The organism is Saccharibacillus brassicae (assembly GCF_006542275.1).
In the GTDB taxonomy this organism is placed as follows: Bacteria; Bacillota; Bacilli; order Paenibacillales; family Paenibacillaceae; genus Saccharibacillus; species Saccharibacillus brassicae.
The window spans coordinates 4,287,569-4,310,873 of sequence record NZ_CP041217.1 but is presented as its reverse complement, the minus strand read 5'-3'; the positions used below and the strand labels follow the sequence as shown (position 1 = coordinate 4,310,873).

Here is a 23,305-nt window from a genome sequence, read left to right as displayed (position 1 = left end):
ATCCCTCTTTCCTTAAAATGTATTCCGCGCGTTGTGTGTTCGGTTCATCGCGTGGGAAGTTCGTGTGTGTAAGATCGGCACGGCTTCGCTTTTCTCTTGGCCGCTTCTAAGTACAGATTACCCGAACAAAAATGGGGCGAAACAAATCAAGGTTCCAAAACGTGCCGCGCCCGTCCATAAATGTGCAGGGACGCGGCAGCCGAAGAACACCTGATCGGTCCCCCCCATTAAACTGGATATTTTCATGCCTGCAAGCTTCCCAACCTCTAGGATTATGCCAAAAGTCATGCTATCATTGGAGAACGCCGGGTCACGATCGCATACCAGATCGAGGCCCAAATTCGAACGGGTTCAGACCGGAGGAACTATGACCAATAAGACATCGCAAGAACGTTCCGGATTTCTTTTCAACGTGGACATTTTGATCGAAGGCTCGACCAACGGCCAAGCACTGCAAGCCCTGTTGGCCCTTTTGAACGATTCCGAAAAGGTGGTCGATCTTCGGATTAATTCCGGCATCGAGCTCGGTCAGGTGATCGAATCGGCGCTGGCCAGCATGAAGACGAATTACCAAGAGAAATCCCGGGCGACGCTGTCCGCGGCCAAAGGCTTTCAAGCCAAAGCCGCCGCCGCGCAAATCGCTTCGCAGCCGGCTCCCAAAGCGGCGCCCAAACCTTCTTCCTACCTGACTCCCGACGATATTCGGGAAAGCATAAGCAAAAATCGGCTCGTGCGCCTGATCGTCAACAAGCCGGGCGGCAACCGCCTCAGCATCCCGTGCCGGATTCTCAACTTCGACGAATCCGCGCAGATGCTGAGCGTCTACCACGTCGACGAGAAGCAGGTCTACAGCTTCTCGCTCAACGAGATCGACGAACTGACCGGCCAGTAAAGGCTGCCCCGCAGCCTGTCCTTTCCATTAAAAAAGACTCCGGAACCGCGTCTCAGCGGCTTCCGGAGTCTTTTTGGCTTGGCGCGGCGCAAGCCCGGTTCCGCAGCGCGGAATCAGCGCGCTTCGGACCGGCGGCCGGCGGAGAAGGCCAGCACGACCCAGCCCGCGATGAAGGCCACGCCGCCGAGCGGCGTAATGGGCCCGAAGATGCGCAGGCCGGTCGTGCTCAGCAGATACAGGCTGCCGGAGAACAAGACGATGCCGGCCAGGAACAGCCAGGCCGCCCACGCCAGGCCGCGCGATTCGCCCCATACGCCCATCGCGACGGCAACGATCAGCATCGCCAGCGCGTGAATGAAATGATATTGAATACCGGTCTGGAACGTCTTCATGGAGTCTTCGCCGATGGCGTCGCCGAGCATATGGCTGCCGAACGCGCCGAGTCCGACGCCGATCATGGCCAGAAGGCAGGCCGTGACCGCAATTTTCCTCTGCATGCTATCCCTCTTTTCCTTGTGTTCGCCTCGTTGCGGAAACCCGGCGGCGCAGGATCGCTCGAACTCCCGCAAATCGACCTTTATTATAGAGCGTGGCGGCGCGAAAGACCAGAAAAAGCCACCTTCTTCGCGCGCAGCTTTTCGAAACCGTTCGGGATCCGAACCGTATCAAGGAAGATGTGCGCAACTTAAGGTTGCTTTTTACAGTCAAATATGGAAGAGTAATCACATAAAAGTTGCCTATACAAAGGAGAGTTGAAGCATGGATAATCGTTTTCCCCCGCCCGACGGTCCGAACGGCCGCCAGAACGGTCCGGATCTGCGCAAAAACCCGGAACGCGGCGAATTCGGCTCGCAGCCTTCCGATGACCCGTACCTGAACGACAACGACGGGCGAACGTACGAAGAACGCATGAATCCGCCGTTCAGTCCCTACGACGAATTTCCGCGCGACGACCGGGAGTTCGGCAAGCTGAAGCATTCGGGACCCGGCATCGCCTCGTTCGTCCTGTCGCTCGTCGCGATCGCGCTGTACGTCGTCTTTTTCGTTTCCGCGGTCGGCGTCGTCTATTCGATCGGCTCCGCGGGCACGACGTTCGATCCGTATACGGCGACCGAAGAACAGATGATGAGCGTCGGCGTCGGTGCGCTCGTGCTTATTGCGAGCCTGCTGGGCGCGGCCGTCCTGAATCTGATCGGCGTCATTCTCGGCATCGTCGGCCTGGTGTCCAAAACGCGCAAAAAAGTGTTCGCCGTGATCGGTACCGCGCTCAACGCGCTGTGCCTGCTCGGCGGAGGCGGATTTATCCTGATCAGCACGCTGATGGGCGCGGGCGGGCTGTAAGCCGCAGCCGCTCCCCTGCTTCCGAATTTACGTTCGAAAGATCGTCCCCGCTTCGCCAAAAAGGCCGGTGCGCAAGCGCCGGCCTTTGGCCTGCCTAATCTTCACCGATCGTGCTATACTGGTAACGGAACGCCATTGTATGGAAAACGTTCCGAATTCGCTTATTTCGCCCCTTTGCTCTCAAAACGCTCGGGAGCGGTTACAAGGAGATGAACATGTCCAACATCCGAATTTTTTCCGATAGTACCAGCGACCTTCCCCCGGAACTGCTTGAGCAGTACGGGATCGGCATCGTTCCGCTGTATGTGGTATTCGAAGACCAGACGTACCGGGACGGTACCGACCTGACCCCTTCGCAGCTGTTCGACAAAGTCTCCCGGCACGGCAAACTGCCGAAGTCGGCGGCGCCTTCGCCCGCCGATTTCAGCCGGGCTTTTGCGCCCGTGCTCGAACAGGGAGATCGTATCCTATACATCAGCTTGTCGGCCGAATTGTCGTCCACCTACCAGAACGCCCGGATCGCCGCCGACGATTTCGAGCCCGGCCAGGTAACGGTGTTCGACTCGCGCAACCTGTCCACGGCAATCGGCCTGCAGGTGCTGCGCGCGGCGCGGGCCGTCGAAGCCGGCATGGACGTTCCGGAGATCGTACATATGCTGCAGCTTGCGCTGCCCGGCATCGAGACGGAATTCGCGATCGACACGCTCGAATATTTGCACAAAGGCGGCCGCTGCTCGGGCATGCAGAACCTGATCGGCAGCCTGCTCAGCATCCGTCCGATCATCAAAGTGATCGACGGCGCGATGACTCCGGCTTACAAAGTCCGGGGCAAACGCGAGAAAGCGCTCGATAAAATGCTGCAAAACCTGCTGGCCAACAAAGACCGGCTGGACGGTCCCGTCGCTGTCGTGCACGCGGATGCGGAGCAGGACGCCCTGCGCCTGCGCGAAACGATCCTGCGCGAGACGGGCGCCCGCGAAGTGCTGCTGTGCACCGCCGGCTGCGTCATCTCCACCCACTGCGGACCGGGTACGCTCGGCTTGATGTATGCGTTAAAATAAAAGCCGAACCGCAAACGGCGGCGCCATCCCTTGAGGATGGCGCCGCCGTTTTTGCGTTTTTGCATGACCGGTCTGTACCGTGCACGCCGCCATGCCATTCTTCGCGCCTGCCGCCGTGCCAGTCTGCAGCCGTGCCGCTCTGCCGCCCGCCGCTCAGGCTTCGCCCAGCAGCGGCAGCGCAAACGAAAAGACCGATCCTTCGCCTTCGCTGCTCTCGGCCCAGATCGTGCCGCCCATACGCTCGATCCACCGTTTGCAGATCGCAAGGCCCAGTCCCGTCCCTTCGTAACGGCGGTCCATCGCCGAATGGATCTGCGAGAACGGCTGGAACAGCAGCTCCATTTTGTCCGCCGGAATACCGATTCCGCTGTCGCGCACGTCGACCTTCAGCACATACCGGAGCGGTTCGCCGTCGTCCGTCCCCGGCCGCATCACGCAGTCGGCTGTCACGACGATGCGGCCTCTCGGCGTGAATTTGACCGCGTTGCCGACCAGGCCGACCAGAATCTGCCGCAGCTTGCCGGCATCGCCGACGAGCCGCTTCGGGAAAGCTTCGCCGAAGCGCAGATCCAGCTCCACCCCGGAAGCTTCCGCCTGGACAGAGAAAGACGCCACCGCTTGTTCAAGCAGCAGCCGGGCGTCGAACGGCTCGCGTTCGAACGTCAGGCTGCCGCTCTCGGCCGCGTTGAAATCGAGAATCCGGTCGACGACGACCTGAAGGCCGAGACCGCTGAGGCGCAGCACTTCCATATAATCCCGCTGCTCTCCCGTCAGCATCGTATCGGACATGAGATCGGCCATGCCGAGCACTCCGTTCAGCGGCGTGCGGATCTCATGGCTCATAAGGCTGAGGAATTCGGTCTTGGCGGCGAGTCCGCGCTGCGCTTCGTTCTTCTGCCGGACGATCTCGCTCTGGCTCGTCACGTCCTTGAACACGACGACGGCGCCGGCCGGCTCGCCGTTCTCGAACAGCGGATTGACCCGGTATTCGACCAGCAGGCTCGTTCCGTCTTTGCGCCAGAACACTTCGCCTTCGACGAAACAGGAATCGCCCTGCCGGATCGAGCGGTGGATCGGGCATTCCTCGATCGGATACGGAGTGCCGTCGGAACGGCTGTGGTGAATCAGGTCGTGGTTATATACGTTTTCGAATTCGCCGCTTGCGTAACCGAGCATGCGGGCGCCCGCCCGGTTGATAAAGATCGAACGCCCTTCGCGGTTGATCTCGAAAATGCCTTCGGATACCCCGTTCAAAATGGACGTATACTGCTCGGTCAGTTCGCGGCTGCGCTGCATCTGCCGTTTCCACTCGGTGATGTCCAGCGCGATCATGTAGACGCCGAGCGTCTCGCCGTCCACGATGATCGGCAGCACCGTCAAGTTGACGTCGATGCGCTGGCCGTCTTTGGCTTGCACCTGCGTCTCGAAGTTGCCCGACTCGCCCCGGAACGTACGCTTGAAGCGCTCCCGCAGCCGCTCCGTCGCTTCGGCCGGGAAAAAGTCCAGGTAAGTCCGGCCGGTCAATTCGCCGCTTGCGTATCCGGTCATCGCTTCCAGATTCGGGTTGACCGATAAACAGCGGCCTTCCGGATCGAACGACAAAATGCCGGCCGGATTGTATTCGAACAACGACCGGTACAGCTTCTCCTGCTTTTTGAGCTTCCGGTTTTTGTCTTCGGCTTCCGTAATGTCTTTGGCGATACCGTAGATGCCGACGCGCCGGCCTTCCTGTTCGATCGCCACGTAAGTGACCGCGAGGGTCAGCAGGCTGCCGCTTTTGCTCACGATGTTCAGTTTGAACTCCAAGTGCTTCTGTTCGTTCATCGCGCCGCGGCCGATCCGGCTCCGTTCGTAGTCGCCGTCCCGGTAAAGCTCCCGCAAATCCATCGCCTGCAGCTCTTCCAGCGTGTAGCCGCTAATGCGCTCGGTCGCGGGATTCGCGTAAATCAGTTGTCCCGCCATGTTCATCACGTAGATGGCGTCGGGATGATATACGAACAGCGGACGATAAATTTCACTCTCCGCAAACGTTTCTCCTAACAAATCGAATGGATTTTTCAAAGCGGACTCCCTTTCGTTTTTGCATAATCCGTAAAACGGCCCAACCCAACTGCATATCCCGTATTTTATCTCAAATTTTGTCTAAAAAATAGGGGAAATCCAGTTGCCGGATTCTTTTGCGTCTTCCCGTCCCTCGTAGTGCTTCATTTAGCTTGCTTGTTGTTATATACAGTTAGCGCGATTGTGCAAGCTTGCCAATCGCAAAGGGAAGGATGAACGGGGATGCGCAACGAAGAATCATGGACGACGCACCGAAGCTCGACCATCATGCGGGCGGCGGGAAGGCACAAAGAAACCAGGCACAGACCGGGCAGGCGCGTCCGGGGTTCCCGCGCTCCTTTTTCCAGGGGACGGATCATTCGCACCGCGCTCCTGCTGCTCGTCGTATGGCTGCTGGCGGTCATCGTCTACCAGATGAACAAACCGCTGCCGGACGGCGTTTCGTACGCAAGCCCCGTCTATCGCACGGACCGGGTCGATTTTCTGTACGACCTCACGTATCCGGCGCAGACGCGCGAGTTTACGCAGGAGAGGCAAATTTTCGACCGGACGATCGAGCTGATCGGCGAAGCGGAACGGTTTATCGTCATCGACGTTTTTCTGTTCAACGATTACACGCACGAAGACCAGCAGTATCCCAAAGTCAGCGCCAAGCTGGCCAAAGCGCTGATCGAACGCAAACAGGCGGTGCCCGAGCTCGATATCGTGTTTATCACGGACGAGGTCAATACCAACTACGGTTCGGCGCCGAATGCCCTGCTCGAAAGCCTCAAGCAGGCCGGCATCCGGGTGGTCATTACCGACGTCGATCCGCTGCGCGATTCCACGCCGGCCTATTCGGCGGTCTGGCGCACGTTTATCCAGTGGTTCGGCCAGTCGGGCAGCGGCTGGGTGCCGAACCTGATGGCGACCGAAGGCCCGGACATCACGATGCGTTCGTATCTGAAGCTGCTGAACGTCAAAGCAAACCATCGCAAAGCGTTCATTACGGAGAAAAGCGCGATCGTCTCCAGCGGCAATATCCACGATGCCAGCGCCTACCATTCGAATATCGCGCTTGAAGTCGACGGCCCGATCATCGGCGACATGCTTCAAGCGGAGCAGGCGGTGCTCGACATGTCGGGCGGCGGGACGCTTCCGGTCTATACGGCCGACGAGGGGGCCGGCACGGACGGCCAATATGCGGTGCAGTATTTGACGGAAGGCAAAGTGTACGACCGGGTGCTGCAGGAGATCGACAGCGCCGTGTCCGGCGACACGATCTGGATGGGCATGTTCTATCTCGCGGACAAAAAAGTGCTGGAAAGACTCGGCGCGGCGGCGGATCGGGGCGCGGAAGTGCGGCTCGTGCTCGATCCGAACGAGAATGCGTTCGGCCGGGACAAAATCGGTATCCCGAACCGCCCTGTCGCGGCCGGCCTGCACAAGGAAGCGCCGGACAAAATCGCGATTCGCTGGTACAACACGACCAAAGAACAGTACCATTCCAAAATGATCTTCGTGGACCGTCAAACCGGCGACAGCAGCGTGCTGGCCGGCTCCACCAACTTCACGCCGCGCAATCTGAAAGATTACAACCTGGAGAACGACCTGTTTGTCGAAGCGGCGGCGGACACCGAATTGATGGACGGAATTCGCGCTTATTTCGAGCGGATCTGGACCAACGACGGCGCCGAGTACACGCTCGACCTCGAAGAACATCTGGAACCGACGACGTGGCTCAAAGACATCGTGTACCGTATTCAGATGCGGGCGGGCTTCACGACGTTCTGAGGTTTGGATGCAGCGGAAGATTTGGTGAGGCGGAAGATTTGGACTCGATAAAAAAAAGGCCCGGCGGAAGCGATCCGCCGGGCCTTTTTGTGTTTGAAATTCGCGATTTGCAATTTACGATTTAAGGTGCAGGTCGAAAAATTCGCCGACTTTGTCCAGCACGTCGCCGCGCGTCAGCAGCTCGGCGGTGGAATGGCCCGTGCCTTCCAGCACGCAGAATTCGGAAGAGACGCCGGCTTCCGTCAGGGCATCGTGCAGCAGCTGGCTCTGCCGCAGCGGGACGGTCGTATCGGCATCGCCGTGCATGATCAGGAACGGCGGCACTTCGCGGCCGTCCAGGTAGGCGATCGGATTCGTGCTGCGCGCAAGTTCCGGCTTCATGCGGATCGTGCCGCCGAGCATCATCGCCATGACCGGCATATGGTATTCGCTCTGGAAGTCCAGTTCGATATCGATCGGGCCGCTGAATTCGGCGACCGCCCGCACCCGGGTCGACTGCTGGAGATGGTCGGCCGTCTCGTATTCGGGCGATCCGCCGGTCACGCCCAGCAGCGCCGCCAGCTGTCCGCCGGCGGAATGGCCCCATACGCCGATTCGGTCGGCGTCGATGCCGTATTTGGCCGCATTGGCGCGCAGGAAGCGCAGCGCGCTTTTGGCGTCTTCGATCTGCGCCGGAAAGCGCGCTTCGTGCGCGAGGCGGTATTCGATCGCGGCGACGGCGTAGCCCTGCTCCGCGAAGCGCACGAGCTGCGGCAGGTTCCGCGCCGCGTTGCAGCTGACCCAGGCCCCGCCGACGATCCACAGGATCAGCGGCACGGGCCGGTCGGAAGCCGGCAGCAGCAGGTTCAGGCTGAGCGTCTTGCCGCCCGCGAATTGGGCGAACTGCACGTCCGGAACGAGCCGGACAAACGGACGGTCGGCGCTGACCGCCGACCAGGTTTTTTGGGTATTCATGAGGAGTCTCTCCGTTTCGTCTATATAAGATAAGCAGGTCATCGACAGCGTTGTCGGCCCGGCAAAAATTGCGCGAATACGTCTATCATAACATAGGTTCGGCGCACACATCGAACAATTCAGAGCGACCGCCGCCGGCCCGAACGGCGGCCCAAAACAAAAGACGTTTCCCGGGCTTTCCCGGCGAAACGTCTGTAGGACTGTACATTTACGGTCAGGCCGCTTGTTGGGACAGGCTTTTCGGCCCGATCTCCTGCGTCTGTTGACGGGAGATAATGAACAGAACCGACCAGATCAGGATAAACCCGACGATCTGCGCCGACGTCACGACTTCTCCGCCGTACAGCCAGTTGATCAGCACTCCGACCATCGGGAAGCTGAGCTCGGCCAGCGTCGCGACCGACGCTTTGGTCGTTTTGAGTCCTTTGTAATAGGCGAGCAGGCTGAGCAGGCCCGGCAGCAGCGCCTGCAGCAGCAGGTTGACGCCGACAAGCGTCAGCGCGATGCCTCCGGCCGGCAGCGCCCAGGCGGCGCCTTCCCCGGCCGTGATGGCCAGCAGCAGCGGCAGTGCCAGAATGAAGCGCAGCGAAGTGACCGTCTCGTATTTGAGCTTGCCGACCATAAAGCGGCCCATGACCGTCGATCCGCCCCACAGGGCGGCGGCGCCCAGCGCGAGCAGACTGCCGAGCTGGAAAAACTCGCCGGCATGGCCGACCGGCATCGTGAAGCCGAATGTCAGCAGATACGTACCGAACAGCGCGACCAGCAGCAGCGGGCCGAAGCGGCGCGGCAGCGATTCCTTGAGCATGAAGTGCGCCAGGATGATGGCGAACAGCGGCTGCAGCTTTTGCAGCAGCAGCACCGTGTTGAAGGCGCCGCCCGCATGCTGAAGCGCAAGCGTGAACATCAACGTTGCGAGAGCGGAGCCGCCCCACGAGATGAACAGCAGCGCGCCGACGTGCCGCAGGCCGAGACCTTTCAGTTCCGCGCGGTTTCTCCACAGAATCGGAGTCACGAACAAAGCGATGATGACGTGTTCGAGCAGAACGATCTGCGACGAAGTCATCGATTCCAGCAGCAGGATACGGAACAGCGGATCGACGCCCCAGAGCGCCGCTCCCAATACGATCAACCAGAAGCCGCTGCCGGCTCTGGAGAAAAATGAAGATCCGTTCCCTCCCGTGTTTGCTTGACTCAAGTGATTACGATTGTCGGTTGTCATTTCCCTAGTCTCCTCATCCGAATAAGGGGGATCCCGTGCGCAAAAAGCCCCGAAGCCGGAAGATCCGGCGTTCGGGGCGGTTTTTACGTCAATCGAAGGGTCGAGCGGCAGGCCAAATATGCGGCGGGCAGCTGCGGCAGGTTCCATAAATAAACCTGCCGTATACGGACACCGACATGTCTGCGCTTGATCTTCTCCCATCCGGACTGTACCGTCGGCTCTGGAATCTCACCAGATCAGTCCCGCGGCTTCTTCTCGAAGACGCCGCGGGAGTCGCGGGCCAAGTTCGCGTAAGCGAACCATTACCGCCGGTCGGGAATTTCACCCTACCCCGAAGATCCTTTATTCATTTGTATTTTGATAGTCTTAGTTTAAACCTTTTTCTATCCGCTGCCTGTGAAAGTTGTCACGGTAGGGCCGCCTCTTCTTTTTTCGTAAAAAGAATGGGCGCTTCATTCCGTTTCGCAAACTTTCGCAAGCCCTGCGGCTTTCAGCTCTGGTTACATTCTAAACGATCATTCACACTTTTACAAGTAGGTGAATAAAATAAAGCTGGTTTCTATAAAGCCGGACGTTTCCGCTTCAATCGGCTTCGTGTTCCGGCTCCCACGGATAGCGCGAAGTCAAAAATTCGGCTAACGCGCGGCTCGCTTCGCGGCGCTGCTTGCGCATCAGCGCCCGCTCGGGCGCGCTGTCGTGCAGCTTCTGCTCTTCTTCCGTCTCCGGCACGACGGGCGCGACTTCGATCTTGCGGCCGTGGTCGTCCATCGCGACGAATGTCAGAAACGCCGTGGCCGCGATCTGGCGCTCGCCGCTTTTGAGATCTTCGCGTATGACTTTGACGAACGTCTCCATCGAGCTGCGGCCCGTCCAGGTGACGAATGCTTCCAGCGTGACGGAATCCGTCATGTAGATCGGGTACAGAAAATCGACGGAGTCCGTCGAAGCGGTAATCGTATTGGCGCGCGACAATTTGGCGGCGGCGATCGACGCGATATCGTCGATATACGCCATCAGCCGGCCGCCGAACAGCGTCTGGTAGCTGTTGACGTCGGTCGGGAAAACGCGGGCCATTTTGTAGCTGCGCGTCGTTCGAATCGGTATGGGCTGCATGCTGCACTTCCTTTTTTCTCAGGGTAAACGCTCGTTCGTTCATTATAAGCTTCCACCGATCGACGGAACAAGTCGGAAGATCGCCTTCGCGGCGCGAACGCCAAACAGCCGCCGATTCCCTGGGGGGGATCGGCGGCTGCTTGTCTGCTTGCCGCAGCGGGCGGAATCTGCGCCCGCGTGGACGCATGAACGCTTCGCGTTACAGCTTGATGAAATCGGCCATCGATTTGACTTCGACGGCTCCGGCGGAGCCGTGGGACAGCGTGCCGTCTTCGCGGCGGGCCTGGAACTCGACCGTGACCGGTTCGCCCGGCACAAGGTCGAAGTAATTGTCCGTGAAGACGCCTTCCGCTTCGGCGGACAGCCATACCTGCTTGGCCAGCGCGTCCGTCTCCAGCGTGAACGTCGATCGGCCTTCGCCGTCGTCCGTACGGCTGACGACGATATTCGGCGCCGACAGCTCGATTTCGCGCGCGGACACGAAGTAGTGCGTCCGCTGATCGAGAATGCGGCCTCCCTGTTCCAGTTCGGCCACCAGCACGGTGCGCTCCGGCACTTCTTCGCCGAGCAGCTCGGCCGCTGTGACCGAATAGACCTTCGCGGCGCTGTTCGCGGACGCTTCAAGGTTCAGCACCTGCTCGCTGTGAACGCTGCCTCCGAAGCCTACGAGCCGGAGTCTCAGCGATACCGATTGGGCGCTCAAGCCGTCGTTGAGAATATGGAAGTTCAAATCTTCCCCGTTGGTGCCGTCGATCGAGACCGACAGGTCGCGGAAGCTGCGGCGCGCGTAGTAATGCAGCGCTTTCCAGCGGCCGTAATAGTCGATGCCCGACCAGGAAGCGACCGGCCAGCTGTCGTTCATCTGCCAGTACAGCGTGCCCATGCAGTACGGCATGCTGCGGCGGTGCGCTTCGATCGCCGATTTCATCGCTTCGGCCTGCAGCACCTGGCTCATGTACAGGAACGAGACGAAGTCTTTCGGTTCCGGCAGATATTTGTCCATGTATTCCTTGATCAGGAAATTGCCGCGGCCGTTTTTCTGATGCGCGAGCATGATCTTCGAATCGAGCTGCAGCGCGTCTTCCGGTGCGTATTGCAGCACCGATTTGTGCTCGGGGAACGATTGGAAGCCGTATTCGCTCATGAAGCGGCCGATGTATTTGTTGTAGTTCTCGAACGGTTCGGAGTTGTGCCACACGCCCCAATAATGGATATCGCCTTCCGACGTGCCCGGATGCGCGTGCTGGTTCTCGTCGTTCGACAGCGAGACGAGCGGCGACGAAGGCCAGTATTCCGCGCCCGGCGCGAGCTTGGAGATCGCATTCGGCAGCAGGCGATGGAAAATCGCTTCGTAATCGGCCCAGATGACGTTTTGCTGCTCCGGCGTATAGTCTTTTTTCCAGCCCCAACCGCCGTCCGGAATATAATGCGCCCACGCCGAATCGATCTCGTTGTTGCCGCACCAGAGCACGATGCTCGGGTGGTTGCGCAGCCGGCGGACATTGTCTTCCGCTTCGTGGCGAACGCTTTCCAGGAAGTCTTCGTCGCCCGGATACATGCTGCAGGCGAACATGAAGTCCTGCCAGACCATGATGCCGTACTCGTCGCACAGCTCGTAGAAAGCGTCTTCTTCATAGATGCCGCCGCCCCACACCCGCAGCATGTTCATGTTCGCTTCGGCCGCGGAGACGATCTCGTACCGGTACCGCTCGCGCGTCACGTCCGTCTCGAAGTTGTCGTTCGGAATATGGTTCGCGCCTTTGGCGAAGACCGGCACGCCGTTCAGCTCGATGTAGAACGAAGCGCCGGCGCCGTCTTTTTCCCGCTTCAGCTTGACGCTGCGCAGGCCGGTCCGCGCACTCTTGGACGCGCTGACCGATTCGCCTTCGAGCAGCTCGGCCTTGAACGTATACAGATGCGCGTCGCCGAGCCCTCTCGACCACCACAGCTTCGGATCGTCTAGCGCGAACTCCAGACGTACCGTGTTGTCGCCGAGACGGATCGCTTCCGTATGCTGGACTTCGAATCCTTCCGCGGACAGGCGCAGGCGCCCTTCGAAATCGCGATCCGATTCGATCGTCAGCAGCGCGGTCAGCTTGGCCTGCGACGCGCTTACTTCGTCCTGGCGGATAAACAGGTCGGTGATGCGCACGCCCGTCCAGCCTTCCAGACGCACCGCGCGCCAGATGCCGCTCGTGACGAAGCGCGGGCCCCAGTCCCATCCGTAATGATACGGCGCTTTGCGCGCGAACACGCTGACCCGCTTGTCGCCGAGCCCGCCGAGTTCCGATTGGTCGTTGGCGGCAGGCAGTCCGTACCCGAGCCGCTCAAGCTTCGGCAGGTCTTCGTTGATCGGCGAACGGAGCACGATGCGCAGCCGGTTCTCGCCTTCCGTCAGATGCGTCTTGACCTGCACGTTCCACGTGCGGAACATGTTGTCGGCGGACAGGATGCGCCGTCCGTTCAGCTCGACGTCCGCATACGTGTCCAGTCCGTCGAACACGAGGCTGACGTTGTCTTGGCGCAGCAAGTCGCCGGGCACGGTGAACGTCGTCTCGTACTCCCAGTCGCGCTTGTCGATCCACTGCAAATCGTGTTCGTTCGTGCCGTAATACGGATCGGGAATCTGCCCGTTCCGATACAGATCGCTGTGCACGCAGCCCGGCACGACCGCCGGCTGCCATTCCTGCTGTCCGGCTTCCCGGAAAGTCCATTCGTTCAATTCCCATTTGATTTCGTTCAAAATAGGTGCCTCCCCTGCCAAAGTGTAACCGCTTTTACTCTCCTTCACACCGTATCATCCCCCGCGCTGAAATTCAATAAAAGATCTAACTTTTATGTTTATTTTATTTTTTATCACTAACAAAATATAAATTAATAATTTTTGTTAGTATGGATAAAATAAAAAAAGACTCTGCCGCAAAAGGGCAGGGTCTTTGAAGTCAAGCGATATTAATCGATTCCGGTAAACGGTATTCGCCGATCCACCGAACCAATCCGGACCAATTCAACCCGATTCGATTCGATTCGAACCGATTTGATCCAAACCGATTCGCTCTGATCCGATACGAACCGATCCGGCGGTTCGAACCGCGGGGACTACGGACGGATGCGCCGCGGTTCCCGCTTACGGCGCTGCCGGATCAGGACTTGGCGCCGCCCGGCTTGGCCGTCGTGCAGCGGACGACCAGATTCGAAGGTTCCGTGACGACCGGCGGCAGAAAATCCGTGTTCTCGATCATCGTGATCAGCGTCTCGATCGCGTGCGAGCCGATCGAGCGAATATTCTGGTTGATCGTCGTCAGCGCCGGGCTGAAAATTTCCGAATAATACGTATTGTCGAAGCCGACGACGGAAATGTCTTCGGGCACCGACAAGCCGCTGCGGTGAATAACGCTGATAGCGCCGATCGCCATCATGTCCGACGTGCAGACGACGGCCGTCGGGCGTTCCTTAAGCTCCATCAGCTCGTTCATCGCCACCGTTCCGCCTTCCATCGAATAGTCGCTGACTTTGACGTACGATTCGGGAACGTTCAGCTTGTGCGTCTTCATCCCTTCGAGGTAACCTTCGTGGCGCAGGGCGCCGACCGCATTGTCCAGCTCGCCCGAGATGAACGCGATGCGCGAATGGCCGAGTTCGGCCAGATGCGCGACCGCCTGCATCGTGCCCGCTTTGTTCTCGGTCGTAATGTAGCCTGCCCGCGGTCCGCGAATATCCGCGTCGACGAACATGGTCGGAATATCCGATTTGAGCAGTTCTTCCAGATGCGGATCGTCCCGGTCCACGCCGAAGCCGACCACGCCGTCCACGTTCCGGCTCAGGCAGTGCTCCACGAACGAGTAACTGTCGTCGTCGAAACGCGTGGATAGCAGCACGAGGTCGTACCCGCTGTTCTGGAGCGCCGTCTTGATCCCTTCCAGCAGTTCCGTCACGAACGGATTCGTGAACGGCGAAGTGACGAACACGCCGACCGTCCACGAACGCCCTTTGACCAATCCTCTGGCCGCGACGTTCGGATGGTATTTGAGATCCTTGATCGTTTGGCTTACTTTTTTGCGCGTTTTATCGCTCACGTCCGGATAATTGTTAATGACCTTGGAAACGGTTGCAACGGACACGCCCGCTTCTTTGGCTACATCATGAATCGAAGCCATCGCTTTACCTCCTTCCCGGCCGGATTTTGCGTTTTGGCAAGACTCCGTCCGGAAAACCATATTTATTTCTTCTATTATATATAGGTGTCCGTTGCGCGACAAGCTTTTTTGCCAACCGACTGTTTTAGCGGTATGATGAGATATTGAATTTACGCAATTCCACCTGTCAAAGGAGCTTAGAAGATGGCCGTGAAATACGAAACGGAACTGTATCCGCCGCTCAAAGCCTTTTTCGAGCAGCAGGGCTATTCCGTCAAAAGCGAAGTCCGCCACTGCGACCTGCTGGGCTACCGCGACGGCGAACCGGAACCGTTGATCGTCGAGATCAAAAAGACGTTTACGCTGGAGCTGCTGCTTCAGGGCGCGGACCGTCAGCGGACCGGAGGCCGGGTCTACCTGGCGGTCGAACGCAATCGAACCAAAAAAGGCGCGCATAACCAGCGGTTTGGCGATATCGCGCTGCTGTGTGGACGGCTCGGCCTCGGCCTGATCGCCGTCACCTTGTACAAGACCAAAGACCCGTTCGTCGAAGTGCTGTGCGAAGCCGGTTCCGTAGGGAGCAAAAAACCGGGCACGCGCTCCAAGCGGCTGCGGGCGGAATTCGAGGCGCGCAGCGGCGACCACAACGTCGGCGGTTCGAGCAAACGCAAAATCGTGACGGCCTACCGGGAAAACGCGCTCAAAGTCGCCCGCCAACTGTGGATGTTCGGCGAAGCGTCGCCCGTCATGCTCAAGGAAGCGGCCGGCGTCGGCAAAGCGGCGGCGCTGCTGCGAGACAATCATTACGGCTGGTTCGAGCGGGTGTCGCGGGGACGCTACAAGCTGACCGAAGCCGGAATCGCCGCGCTGGACGAATATGCGTCGGTCGTCGCGGCGTGGCCGGAGCGCTAACGAAAACGGTGAAGAATTAGGTGTGAAAATTGAAAACTTTTGTTGAAAACATATAAAACGGCTTTTGCGAAATAAAACCCCGCATGATAAAATGAAAGCTGAAATTCGGGCCTTGGGCCCAGGTTTTAAATTTGCGACGAGGTGATGGAATGAAAGCTTCAACGGGACCTGCCTCTACCCCGTCCCGCAGCATGAAAAAGGACAGACTTCCCGCCAGATGGTTTCTGCTGTTCTGGGTCGTTCTGATCGCCCTGTTCATCTATGCCGCCTATACGTACAGCCAGAAGCTCCAGGAGCAGACGCTGGCGGCTCTGGAGGCCCAGACGACGGCCCAGATGGCCGAACTGCGCGCCGACTACGAGCAGCAGTTCGTCGCGCTGGACAAGCAGGTAGCCGCGCTGCAGGGCAAGGTGGACTCGTTCAACGAACTGCTGACTTTTACCCAAGACAACGCGAACGACAAAACGGATAACAGCAACAAGCTGTACACGCAGCTGAACGAAGTGAAGAGCAAGCTCAGCGAACTTCAGAAGAAAATGGACCTGCTGAAATGACGAGAGTCCAGCGGGTGAACCGCTTCTTCCTGCTGCTGGCCGCGCCGGTCATCGGCCTCATGCTCTGCCTGCTGCTGTTTCCGCCCGAACCCGTTCTGCGTTTGAATACCGATTCCTACAAAACGGACAAAAGTCTGCATCCTTCTTCCGCCAAGCTGATCCGGGATCTGGGTGCGGCCGAACAAAAAGCGAAGTCCACTTCCGATTCGCTGCAGAAGACGCTGAGTCTCTACAACGAGACGACCCGGACGATGTCTTCCATCGTCCAGAAAGCTTCGATCCAGGCGCAGCGCCCGGAAAGCATCTACGACAAGCGGATCCGTTCCAAGCTCGGCCGCCCGATCGAGACGGTCGACAGCGGCAAGATCCGTATCGAGCTGTTCCGCGTCAACGCCGTGACGTACAACGGGTACGCCATGAAGGTCAAGCTCAAAGACCCGGCGGCGATGCGCATGAGTCTGGCGGGCGAAGCGCTGGGCAGCTCGGAGACGACGCTCAGAGCCGTCCAGCGGCACGGAGCCGTCGCGGGCATCAACGCGGGCGGTTTCGCCGACCAGGACGGCAAGCGGTACCCGCTCAGCACGACCGTGGTCGACGGCAAGTACCTCACCGGCTTCCAGTCCAGCTTCAAGGACCTGTACTTCGTCGGTTTGAACGAATCCGGCAAACTGATCGGCGGCAAGTTCAACCAGCAGGAACAGCTTGACCGGCTGGAGCCGCAGTTCGGCGCTTCGTTCGTGCCGATCCTGCTCAAGGACGGCAGGAAGATGCCGATTCCGTCCAAATGGAAAGCCGCGCCCAAACGGGCGCCGCGCACGATCATCGGCAGCTACAAAGACGATCAGCTGATCGTCTTCGTGATCGACGGGTATAACGAAGGCGGCCGCTCCGGCGCGACGCTCGAAGAAGTGCAGGACCAACTGTACAAGATCGGCGTCGTCAACGCCTATAACCTGGACGGCGGCGGTTCGTCTTCGCTCGTGATGAACGGGCGCGTGGTCAACCATCCGTCCGACGGCACGCTTCGGCCCGTGCCGACCAGCTTTTTGTTTTTCGACTGATCGACCGATCCGGAGTCTGCCCGCTTACTGCCCGCCTACTTCAGTATCCGACCAAAAAACGACAAAAAAAAGAGCCCAAGGGCTCTTTTTTTGCGTCTTGCCGAGTTCGAACGGGTTCAGCCGTGCTTCGGAATCTGCATCATCTCGGAGACGCACGCTCCGCAGATATACCGGTCCCTGAATTCGCTGACTTCTTCGATCGAACCGCAGAACACGCATTTCGGGCGGTAACGCTCCAAAATGATATGATCTCCCTGGACCAAAATTTCGACCGGATCGCCTTCGTTCATTTGGTATCTTTTTCTCAGCGATTTTGGGAGGACGATCCGCCCCAATTGGTCGACTTTCCGGACTACTCCAGCAGGTTTCATAATTGATAACACCTCTTCTGTTTTTAGTTTGCTGCTTCTGCCCCACCTGCAGAAATAAATCTGCAAACCCAAGAATACATATTCGAGGTCCGAAGAAGAATTCCTTCTTTACGGATAAAAAAAGAAAGGCTGGTTAATTATCGGTTTTTTGACTAATCAGGCAATGACCTAATGCCAGAGGAAATCTCTTGGCCATTTGCCCTACTCCATTTCCGGGAAATCAAGCTGGCGCAGCGCCTCGTACAGCATGATCGCGACCGAATTGGACAGGTTCAACGAACGGACATGCTCGGTGCGCATCGGCAGCCGGATCGCGGTCTCCGGGTTCGCCTCGATCAGCTCCGGCGGCAGCCCTTTGGTTTCTTTGCCGAAAACGAGAAAGTCGCCGTCGCGGAACGACACGTCGCTATAACGCTTCGTCGCCTTGGTCGTCGCGTAGAAAAAGCGTCCTTCCGGATGCTCGGCCCGAAGCTCTTCGAACGAATCGTGATAGGTCAGCTTGACGGACGGCCAGTAATCGAGCCCGGCGCGCTTCAGCGAAGCGTCGTCGGTCCGAAATCCGAGCGGACGCACCAGATGCAGATGGGTATCCGTTGCGGCGCAGGTTCTGGAAATATTGCCGGTGTTGGCCGGAATTTCCGGCTCCACCAGCACGATGTGCAGTGGCATAAAGATCGATTCACTCCGTTTCTGGAAAATGGACGGACAGCGCCGGGCTCCGGGAATGAGGCACACGTAAAAGCCGCCCGAAAGTCGGGCGGCTTTTACGTCTCGTGCTCTTCCGTCTCTTCTGGTTCTATATTACCCGAATCGCCGGCTTAAGGGAAGAACCGGAATCAGCCGTTGCGTTTGGCGAAATCGCCCATGAAATCGACCAGCGCCGCGACGCTCTCGTGCGGAACGGCATTGTAGATCGAAGCGCGCAGGCCGCCGACGCTGCGGTGCCCTTTGAGCCCGACGAAGCCCTGCTGTTCGCTCTCTTTGGCGAAAGCTTTCTCCAGCTCCTCGGAGCCGAGGCGGAACGTGACGTTCATCAGCGAGCGGCTGCCCGCCTGGGCGACGCCGCTGTAGAACCCGCCGCTGTTGTCGATCGTGTCGTACAGCAGGTTCGCTTTGGCGCGGTTCTTCGCTTCGACGCCTTCGAGGCCGCCCTGCTCTTCGATCCAGCGCAGCGTCTCGTTCACCATATAGATGGAGAAGGACGGCGGCGTGTTGTAGAGCGAGTTGTTCGACAGATGCGTGCTGTAGCGGAACACGGTCGGAATATGCTTCGCTTCGGCCGACAGCAGCTCTTCCTTCGCGATCACGACCGTCACGCCCGACGGGCCGAGGTTCTTCTGGGCGCCGGCATAGATCATACCGAACTTTTCGATCTCGAGCGGACGGCAGAAGATGTCGCTGGACAGATCCGCGACGAGCGGCACGCTGCCGGTGTCCGGATACTGCGCGAACTGCACGCCTTCGATCGTCTCGTTCGACGTGATATGCACGTACGCCGCGTCTTCGCGAATCTCGATCTCGTCCTGCGCCGGCATGCGCGTGAACTTGTCGCCTTCCGTCGAAGCGGCGGCGTACACGTCGCCGATCAGCTTCGCTTCCTTGGCCGCTTTGGAAGCCCAGCTGCCGCTCATGACGTAGCCGGCCTGGCGGCCCGCAGCCAGCAGGTTCATCGGAATCATCGCAAACTGCGTGCTGGCTCCGCCCTGCAGGAACAGCGTCTTGTAGCCGGACGGCTGGCCGAGCAGCTTCAGGATGCGCTCCTGCGCTTCGTTATGTACGCTCTCGTAGACCGCTCCGCGGTGGGACATCTCCATGATCGACATGCCCGTTCCCTGAAATTCCACAAATTCCGCCTGCGCGCGCTCAAGCACTTCGAGCGGCAGCGCCGCCGGTCCCGCGTTAAAGTTGTAAGCCCGTTTGCCCATGAATCGAAAGCCCCCTCAAGCCATAATTTAGGGTTAATCATAACAGCAATCTAACATTACTTCAAGTAAAACCCCGACGCGATAACGCGGTGACGGACTCCTTTTTTCAACCTGTACGCTTTTTGCCATAATTGGCTCTTCGTTCGTGTTTTTGATTTTGGACAAAATAATTTGACAAAATCATTGACGTTTGCGGCCGCCGCTTATATACTTCAAGAGCCATACGGCGACCTCACATTTATCTTGTTCATACCAAAGGAGATTTCACATGCAAACCGTCAACAAACGTGCCTGGGGTTATGCCCTGCTGTTCCTCGTTTTGGCTTTGGCCGAAATCCCGCTGCGCAGCCTGAACTGGCAGGGCAGCACCATGCTCCACACCTCGATGGAGATCATGGCCACCATGCTCGCCGCCTTCATCGGCATTCTCGCCCTCGTGTATTATTACACCCAGAACCGGACGTCCATGCTGTTGATCGGCAGCGGCTTTCTCGGCACGGCCCTGCTTGACGGCTACCATGCCATCGTCACTTCTGCCTTTTTCTCCGATATGTTCCCGTCTATTTCTTCATCCCTCGTCGCGTGGAGCTGGCTCGCTTCCCGGATGTTCCTGTCCGTGCTGCTCGTGCTCGCCTGGCTGCTCTGGACACGCCGCGAGACGTCGGCCGCCGAACGCCGCCGCACGGAACGGCTCGTCTACGGCACCACCGCGCTGCTGACGCTGGCCTGCTTCCTATTCTTCATCTTCGTGCCGCTTCCGAAAGCGTACGTCGAAGGCGGCTTCATCGGGCGTCCGCAGGAACTGATCCCGGGCGTGCTGTTCTTGATCGCGCTGTTCGGTCATTTGAAGCTTGGTCTATGGAAAAAAAACCATTTCGAACATTGGCTCGTGCTGTCCATCATCACCGCGGCGCTGACGCAGCTCGGCTTCATGTCGTTCTCGCACGCTTCTTACGACGTCAACTTCGACCTGGCCCATCTGTTCAAAAAAGTCAGCTATCTGCTCGTCCTGATCGGCCTGCTCGTCAGCATGTATTTCCAGTTCAAGCGCGCCGAAGCGAGCACCGACATTTTGCGCCAGAAGCAGCAGCTTGAACAGATCATGGTCCAGGCCGGCAGCACGTCGGACCAGATCGTCCTGATGGCTTCCGAATTGTCCAGCCTGCAAGCCCAGAGCAAAGAGATGAACGGACGGATCGTCTCCGCCATGCACGATATCGCGCATCACTCGCTGCTGCAGTCCAAAGGCACGATCGAAAGTTCCGCCGCCGTCGGCGAAATTTCGCACGGCATTCTGCACGTCGCGGAAATGACCGGCGACGTGTCCGAGCAGGCCAAAAAGACGACGCTGCAATCGCAGGTCGGCGCGGACTCGATCCGGCAGTCTATCTCGCAAATGCAGGAGATACGCGAAAAAGTGTCGCGTTCGTCCGCGTCCATCGCCGAGCTCGACACGATGTCGAGCCAGATCGCCGCGATCATCGCCTTTATCCGCGACGTCGCTTCGCAGACGCAGCTGCTCGCCCTGAACGCCGCGATCGAAGCGGCGCATGCCGGCGAACGCGGCCGCGGCTTCGAAGTCGTCGCAACGGAAGTGCGCAAGCTGTCCGAAGAGACCGGCGGCGCCGTGCAGCAGATCGAACAGGTCGTGTCGGACATCCGCCAGCGGATCAGCCGCTCTTCGAGCGACATGGTGCTGATCAGCCAGGACGTCGAAAACGGCATGAGCCGGATGAAAGACAACGAAGCGCAGTTCCGCGACATTCTCGAAGCGACCGAACGCTCGGAGCTGCAAATCCAGGGCGTGAGCGCCTCCGCGGAACAGATCTCCGCCGGCACGCAGCAGGTTAACGCTTCGATGGAAGAACTCAGCCGCCTGTCCCGGCTGTCCGAAGAAGAAGCGGGCAAAGTGGCGCAGATGAACGAAAACTACGCGGCTTCGCTCGACCGGTTCTCGGAACTGATCGAAGACCTGAACCGCATGTCGGCCGAACTGAAATCGGCGACCGAAGGCTGATCTCCCCCGCGCGGAGGCTCGTGGTGCGGCGGCTGCCCTGCACGCTTGCCGTGACTCCGCTTCCTGCTTCCTTCTTTCACCTTCCTGCTTCCTTCTTTCACCTTCCTGCTTCCTGCTTTCGGCTTCCTGCTTTCGGCTTCGCCAAGCATATGCAAAAAAACCTCCGCCCGGAAAGGGCGGAGGTTTTTTGCGTACGGCATCGGGGCGGCAGGGTCGCTGCCGCCCCGCCGCTGCGGATTAGCAGTCGTAGTACAGGCTGTATTCGTGCGGATGAACGCGGATCGAGACCTGTTTGGCTTCGGCGCGTTTGAACGCGATGTAGTTGGCGATGAAGTCTTCGGAGAAGACGCCGCCTTCCGTAAGGAACGAGCTGTCCGCTTCGAGCGAGTCGAGCGCTTCTTCCAGGGAACCCGGAACGCTGCGGATTTGCGATTTTTCTTCTTCCGGCAGATCGTACAGGTTCTTGTCGGCAGGACCGTAGCCGAGTTCAACCGGGTTGATCTTCTTCTTGATGCCGTCCAGGCCGGCCATCAGCATAGCCGAGAAGGCCAGGTAAGGATTCGCCGTGGAGTCCGGCGTACGGAACTCGATGCGACAGCCTTTAGGCGTCACGGCAGCGACCGGAATCCGGACAGCCGCGGAACGGTTGCCTTTGGAGAAGACCAGGTTAACCGGCGCTTCGTAGCCCGGAACGAGACGTTTGAACGAGTTCGTGCTCGGGTTGGTGAGTGCGATCAGGGCCGGAGCGTGGTAGAGCAGGCCGCCGATGTAGTGCAGCGCCATTTCGCTCAGGTTCGCGTAGCCGCCTTTTTCGTAGAACAAAGGCTCTCCGTCTTTGAAGATCGATTGGTGCACGTGCATGCCGCTGCCATTGTCGCCGAAGAGCGGTTTAGGCATAAACGTTGCCGTTTTGCCGTATTGGCGAGCCGTGTTATGCACGATGTATTTGTATTTCAGCAGGTTGTCTGCCGTTTTCTTGAGCGTATCGAAACGGAAGTTGATCTCCGCTTGTCCCGCCGTCGCCACTTCGTGGTGATGACGTTCGATCACGAGGCCGGCTTCTTCGAGCAGACGGCACATTTCGCTGCGGATGTCCTGTTGGCTGTCGACCGGAGCGACCGGCACGTAACCGCCTTTGACGCCGATCTTGAAGCCGAGGTTGCCGCCTTCTTCCTTGCGGTTCGTGTTCCAGGCCGCTTCTTCGGAATCGACCGCGAACGAGGAGCTGTTCATGCCGCTGTGGTAGCGGACGTCGTCGAAGATGAAGAATTCGGATTCCGGTGCGAAGAACGCATCGGAACCTACGCCGCTCGCCTGCATGAAAGCTTCCGCTTTCTGGGCGATGCCGCGCGGATCGCGGTCGTAATGCTCGCCGTCCGGCGTGTAGATGTTGCACATGACGTTCAATGTCGGATGTGCGGTGAAAGCGTCAATGTATACCGATTCGGGATCCGGCATCATGACCATATCCGATTCTTCAATACCGCGGAAGCCCGGAATCGACGAACCGTCGAAAGCTACCCCGTTCTCAAACGTTTCTTCTTCAACCGCGCTGGCAGGAACCGAAATGTGATGAGCTTTTCCCGACAGATCCACGAAACGGAAATCAACCCACTCGATGTTGTTCTCCTGAATAAGCTTCAATACTTGTTGTACCGACATGTCACTTTCCTCCCAAATTTCCGAACATTGAACGGATGTACCTTATGAAACGTTCATGCTCTTTTTTCGCTGTCGTCATTATAAAACGGCACTATTTAGCAGTCAAGACTCGTGTAAGGTATTTTTTACGATAATGTGAGTAATGCTTACACTTTCGTGAAATTTCAAGCGACTTATGAATAAAGCCCGACATCGGCCGCAAACGGCGGCACGACGCGGGCTTGTGCGATTGGAAAAGACGGTAAAAGAG

Annotated in this window: 19 protein-coding genes and 1 riboswitch; of the genes, 8 read left to right on the top strand and 11 right to left on the bottom strand. The window is 58.6% G+C overall.

Annotated features, from left to right (window positions below):
• Positions 1-367: 367 nt before the first annotated feature.
• Positions 368-892 carry a hypothetical protein gene (locus tag FFV09_RS17875; protein ID WP_141449087.1) on the top strand — a complete coding sequence of 175 codons (525 nt, stop codon included), beginning with the start codon at positions 368-370 and terminating at the stop codon, positions 890-892.
• 113 nt (positions 893-1,005) lie between these two features.
• Here the strand turns inward: FFV09_RS17875 and FFV09_RS17870 are convergent, their stop codons facing one another.
• The gene (locus FFV09_RS17870) at positions 1,006-1,389 is read right to left on the bottom strand and encodes a DUF423 domain-containing protein (RefSeq protein ID WP_141449086.1); all 384 of its coding nucleotides are present in this window, start codon (positions 1,387-1,389) and stop codon (positions 1,006-1,008) included.
• Between the two features lie 262 nt (positions 1,390-1,651).
• Here FFV09_RS17870 and FFV09_RS17865 point away from each other — a divergent pair, with 262 nt between their 5' ends.
• Both FFV09_RS17865 and FFV09_RS17860 read left to right on the top strand, forming a co-directional pair.
• Positions 1,652-2,233: a YIP1 family protein gene (locus FFV09_RS17865; protein ID WP_141449085.1), complete on the top strand. Its 582-nt coding sequence runs from the start codon at positions 1,652-1,654 to the stop codon at positions 2,231-2,233.
• Positions 2,234-2,448: 215 nt separating this feature from the next.
• Positions 2,449-3,294, top strand: coding sequence for a DegV family protein (locus FFV09_RS17860; RefSeq protein ID WP_141449084.1), 846 nt, complete (start codon positions 2,449-2,451; stop codon positions 3,292-3,294).
• Between the two features lie 153 nt (positions 3,295-3,447).
• Here the strand turns inward: FFV09_RS17860 and FFV09_RS17855 are convergent, their stop codons facing one another.
• Entirely contained in the window at positions 3,448-5,355 is a 1,908-nt protein-coding gene (locus FFV09_RS17855) for a PAS domain S-box protein (protein WP_141449083.1), read from the bottom strand.
• A gap of 267 nt (positions 5,356-5,622) precedes the next feature.
• Here FFV09_RS17855 and FFV09_RS17850 point away from each other — a divergent pair, with 267 nt between their 5' ends.
• Complete coding sequence (locus FFV09_RS17850) at positions 5,623-7,128, top strand: phospholipase D family protein (protein WP_425472325.1); 1,506 nt, start codon at positions 5,623-5,625, stop codon at positions 7,126-7,128.
• Positions 7,129-7,242: 114 nt separating this feature from the next.
• On the opposite strand, the gene FFV09_RS17845 is transcribed toward FFV09_RS17850, so the two are convergent.
• The 5 genes from FFV09_RS17845 to FFV09_RS17825 form a co-directional block, all read right to left on the bottom strand.
• The gene (locus FFV09_RS17845; RefSeq protein ID WP_141449081.1) at positions 7,243-8,082 is read right to left on the bottom strand and encodes an alpha/beta hydrolase; all 840 of its coding nucleotides are present in this window, start codon (positions 8,080-8,082) and stop codon (positions 7,243-7,245) included.
• A 214-nt stretch (positions 8,083-8,296) separates the two neighbouring features.
• On the bottom strand, positions 8,297-9,280 hold the full coding sequence (locus FFV09_RS17840; protein WP_425472324.1) for a DMT family transporter: 984 nt from the start codon (positions 9,278-9,280) through the stop codon (positions 8,297-8,299).
• Positions 9,281-9,489: 209 nt separating this feature from the next.
• Positions 9,490-9,647: riboswitch (FMN riboswitch) on the bottom strand.
• A 239-nt stretch (positions 9,648-9,886) separates the two neighbouring features.
• A complete protein-coding gene (locus FFV09_RS17835; RefSeq protein ID WP_141449079.1) occupies positions 9,887-10,417 on the bottom strand; it encodes an acyl-CoA thioesterase in 531 nt (176 codons plus the stop codon).
• Between the two features lie 199 nt (positions 10,418-10,616).
• Positions 10,617-13,160, bottom strand: coding sequence for a beta-mannosidase (locus FFV09_RS17830; RefSeq protein WP_141449078.1), 2,544 nt, complete (start codon positions 13,158-13,160; stop codon positions 10,617-10,619).
• 400 nt (positions 13,161-13,560) lie between these two features.
• On the bottom strand, positions 13,561-14,574 hold the full coding sequence (locus FFV09_RS17825) for a LacI family DNA-binding transcriptional regulator (protein WP_141449077.1): 1,014 nt from the start codon (positions 14,572-14,574) through the stop codon (positions 13,561-13,563).
• A gap of 183 nt (positions 14,575-14,757) precedes the next feature.
• Between FFV09_RS17825 and FFV09_RS17820 the strand changes: the two genes are divergently transcribed.
• The 3 genes from FFV09_RS17820 to FFV09_RS17810 all read left to right on the top strand — a co-directional run bounded on the left by FFV09_RS17820 (position 14,758) and on the right by FFV09_RS17810 (position 17,080).
• On the top strand, positions 14,758-15,465 hold the full coding sequence (locus FFV09_RS17820) for a DUF2161 family putative PD-(D/E)XK-type phosphodiesterase (RefSeq protein ID WP_141449076.1): 708 nt from the start codon (positions 14,758-14,760) through the stop codon (positions 15,463-15,465).
• A 149-nt stretch (positions 15,466-15,614) separates the two neighbouring features.
• Positions 15,615-16,019: a hypothetical protein gene (locus FFV09_RS17815; RefSeq protein ID WP_141449075.1), complete on the top strand. Its 405-nt coding sequence runs from the start codon at positions 15,615-15,617 to the stop codon at positions 16,017-16,019.
• Complete coding sequence (locus FFV09_RS17810) at positions 16,016-17,080, top strand: phosphodiester glycosidase family protein (RefSeq protein WP_141449074.1); 1,065 nt, start codon at positions 16,016-16,018, stop codon at positions 17,078-17,080. Before FFV09_RS17815 ends, FFV09_RS17810 begins: the two co-directional genes overlap by 4 nt.
• Before the next feature lie 116 nt (positions 17,081-17,196).
• On the opposite strand, the gene FFV09_RS17805 is transcribed toward FFV09_RS17810, so the two are convergent.
• From FFV09_RS17805 to serC, 3 genes are all read right to left on the bottom strand, one after another.
• Positions 17,197-17,451, bottom strand: a complete 255-nt coding sequence (locus FFV09_RS17805) for an AbrB/MazE/SpoVT family DNA-binding domain-containing protein (protein WP_141449073.1) — start codon at positions 17,449-17,451, stop codon at positions 17,197-17,199.
• A 201-nt stretch (positions 17,452-17,652) separates the two neighbouring features.
• Complete coding sequence (gene trmL, locus FFV09_RS17800; protein WP_141449072.1) at positions 17,653-18,120, bottom strand: tRNA (uridine(34)/cytosine(34)/5-carboxymethylaminomethyluridine(34)-2'-O)-methyltransferase TrmL; 468 nt, start codon at positions 18,118-18,120, stop codon at positions 17,653-17,655.
• A gap of 167 nt (positions 18,121-18,287) precedes the next feature.
• The gene (serC, locus tag FFV09_RS17795; RefSeq protein WP_141449071.1) at positions 18,288-19,376 is read right to left on the bottom strand and encodes a 3-phosphoserine/phosphohydroxythreonine transaminase; all 1,089 of its coding nucleotides are present in this window, start codon (positions 19,374-19,376) and stop codon (positions 18,288-18,290) included.
• Positions 19,377-19,644: 268 nt separating this feature from the next.
• On the opposite strand from serC, the gene FFV09_RS17790 reads away from it, so the two are divergent.
• On the top strand, positions 19,645-21,393 hold the full coding sequence (locus FFV09_RS17790; protein ID WP_141449070.1) for a methyl-accepting chemotaxis protein: 1,749 nt from the start codon (positions 19,645-19,647) through the stop codon (positions 21,391-21,393).
• Between the two features lie 237 nt (positions 21,394-21,630).
• Here FFV09_RS17790 and glnA read toward each other — a convergent pair whose 3' ends face one another.
• Entirely contained in the window at positions 21,631-23,055 is a 1,425-nt protein-coding gene (gene glnA / locus FFV09_RS17785) for a type I glutamate--ammonia ligase (protein WP_141449069.1), read from the bottom strand.
• Positions 23,056-23,305: the final 250 nt, after the last annotated feature.

What these genes read in the sequence shown, in the direction of transcription:
- FFV09_RS17875 (WP_141449087.1), top strand. Translation starts at nt 368, where the DNA reads ATGACCAATAAGACATCGCAAGAACGTTCCGGATTTCTTTTCAACGTG.
- FFV09_RS17870 (WP_141449086.1), bottom strand. Translation starts at nt 1,389, where the DNA reads ATGCAGAGGAAAATTGCGGTCACGGCCTGCCTTCTGGCCATGATCGGC.
- FFV09_RS17865 (WP_141449085.1), top strand. Translation starts at nt 1,652, where the DNA reads ATGGATAATCGTTTTCCCCCGCCCGACGGTCCGAACGGCCGCCAGAAC.
- FFV09_RS17860 (WP_141449084.1), top strand. Translation starts at nt 2,449, where the DNA reads ATGTCCAACATCCGAATTTTTTCCGATAGTACCAGCGACCTTCCCCCG.
- FFV09_RS17850 (WP_425472325.1), top strand. Translation starts at nt 5,623, where the DNA reads ATGCGGGCGGCGGGAAGGCACAAAGAAACCAGGCACAGACCGGGCAGG.
- FFV09_RS17845 (WP_141449081.1), bottom strand. Translation starts at nt 8,082, where the DNA reads ATGAATACCCAAAAAACCTGGTCGGCGGTCAGCGCCGACCGTCCGTTT.
- FFV09_RS17835 (WP_141449079.1), bottom strand. Translation starts at nt 10,417, where the DNA reads ATGCAGCCCATACCGATTCGAACGACGCGCAGCTACAAAATGGCCCGC.
- FFV09_RS17825 (WP_141449077.1), bottom strand. Translation starts at nt 14,574, where the DNA reads ATGGCTTCGATTCATGATGTAGCCAAAGAAGCGGGCGTGTCCGTTGCA.
- FFV09_RS17820 (WP_141449076.1), top strand. Translation starts at nt 14,758, where the DNA reads ATGGCCGTGAAATACGAAACGGAACTGTATCCGCCGCTCAAAGCCTTT.
- FFV09_RS17815 (WP_141449075.1), top strand. Translation starts at nt 15,615, where the DNA reads ATGAAAGCTTCAACGGGACCTGCCTCTACCCCGTCCCGCAGCATGAAA.
- FFV09_RS17810 (WP_141449074.1), top strand. Translation starts at nt 16,016, where the DNA reads ATGACGAGAGTCCAGCGGGTGAACCGCTTCTTCCTGCTGCTGGCCGCG.
- FFV09_RS17805 (WP_141449073.1), bottom strand. Translation starts at nt 17,451, where the DNA reads ATGAAACCTGCTGGAGTAGTCCGGAAAGTCGACCAATTGGGGCGGATC.
- trmL (WP_141449072.1), bottom strand. Translation starts at nt 18,120, where the DNA reads ATGCCACTGCACATCGTGCTGGTGGAGCCGGAAATTCCGGCCAACACC.
- serC (WP_141449071.1), bottom strand. Translation starts at nt 19,376, where the DNA reads ATGGGCAAACGGGCTTACAACTTTAACGCGGGACCGGCGGCGCTGCCG.
- FFV09_RS17790 (WP_141449070.1), top strand. Translation starts at nt 19,645, where the DNA reads ATGCAAACCGTCAACAAACGTGCCTGGGGTTATGCCCTGCTGTTCCTC.
- glnA (WP_141449069.1), bottom strand. Translation starts at nt 23,055, where the DNA reads ATGTCGGTACAACAAGTATTGAAGCTTATTCAGGAGAACAACATCGAG.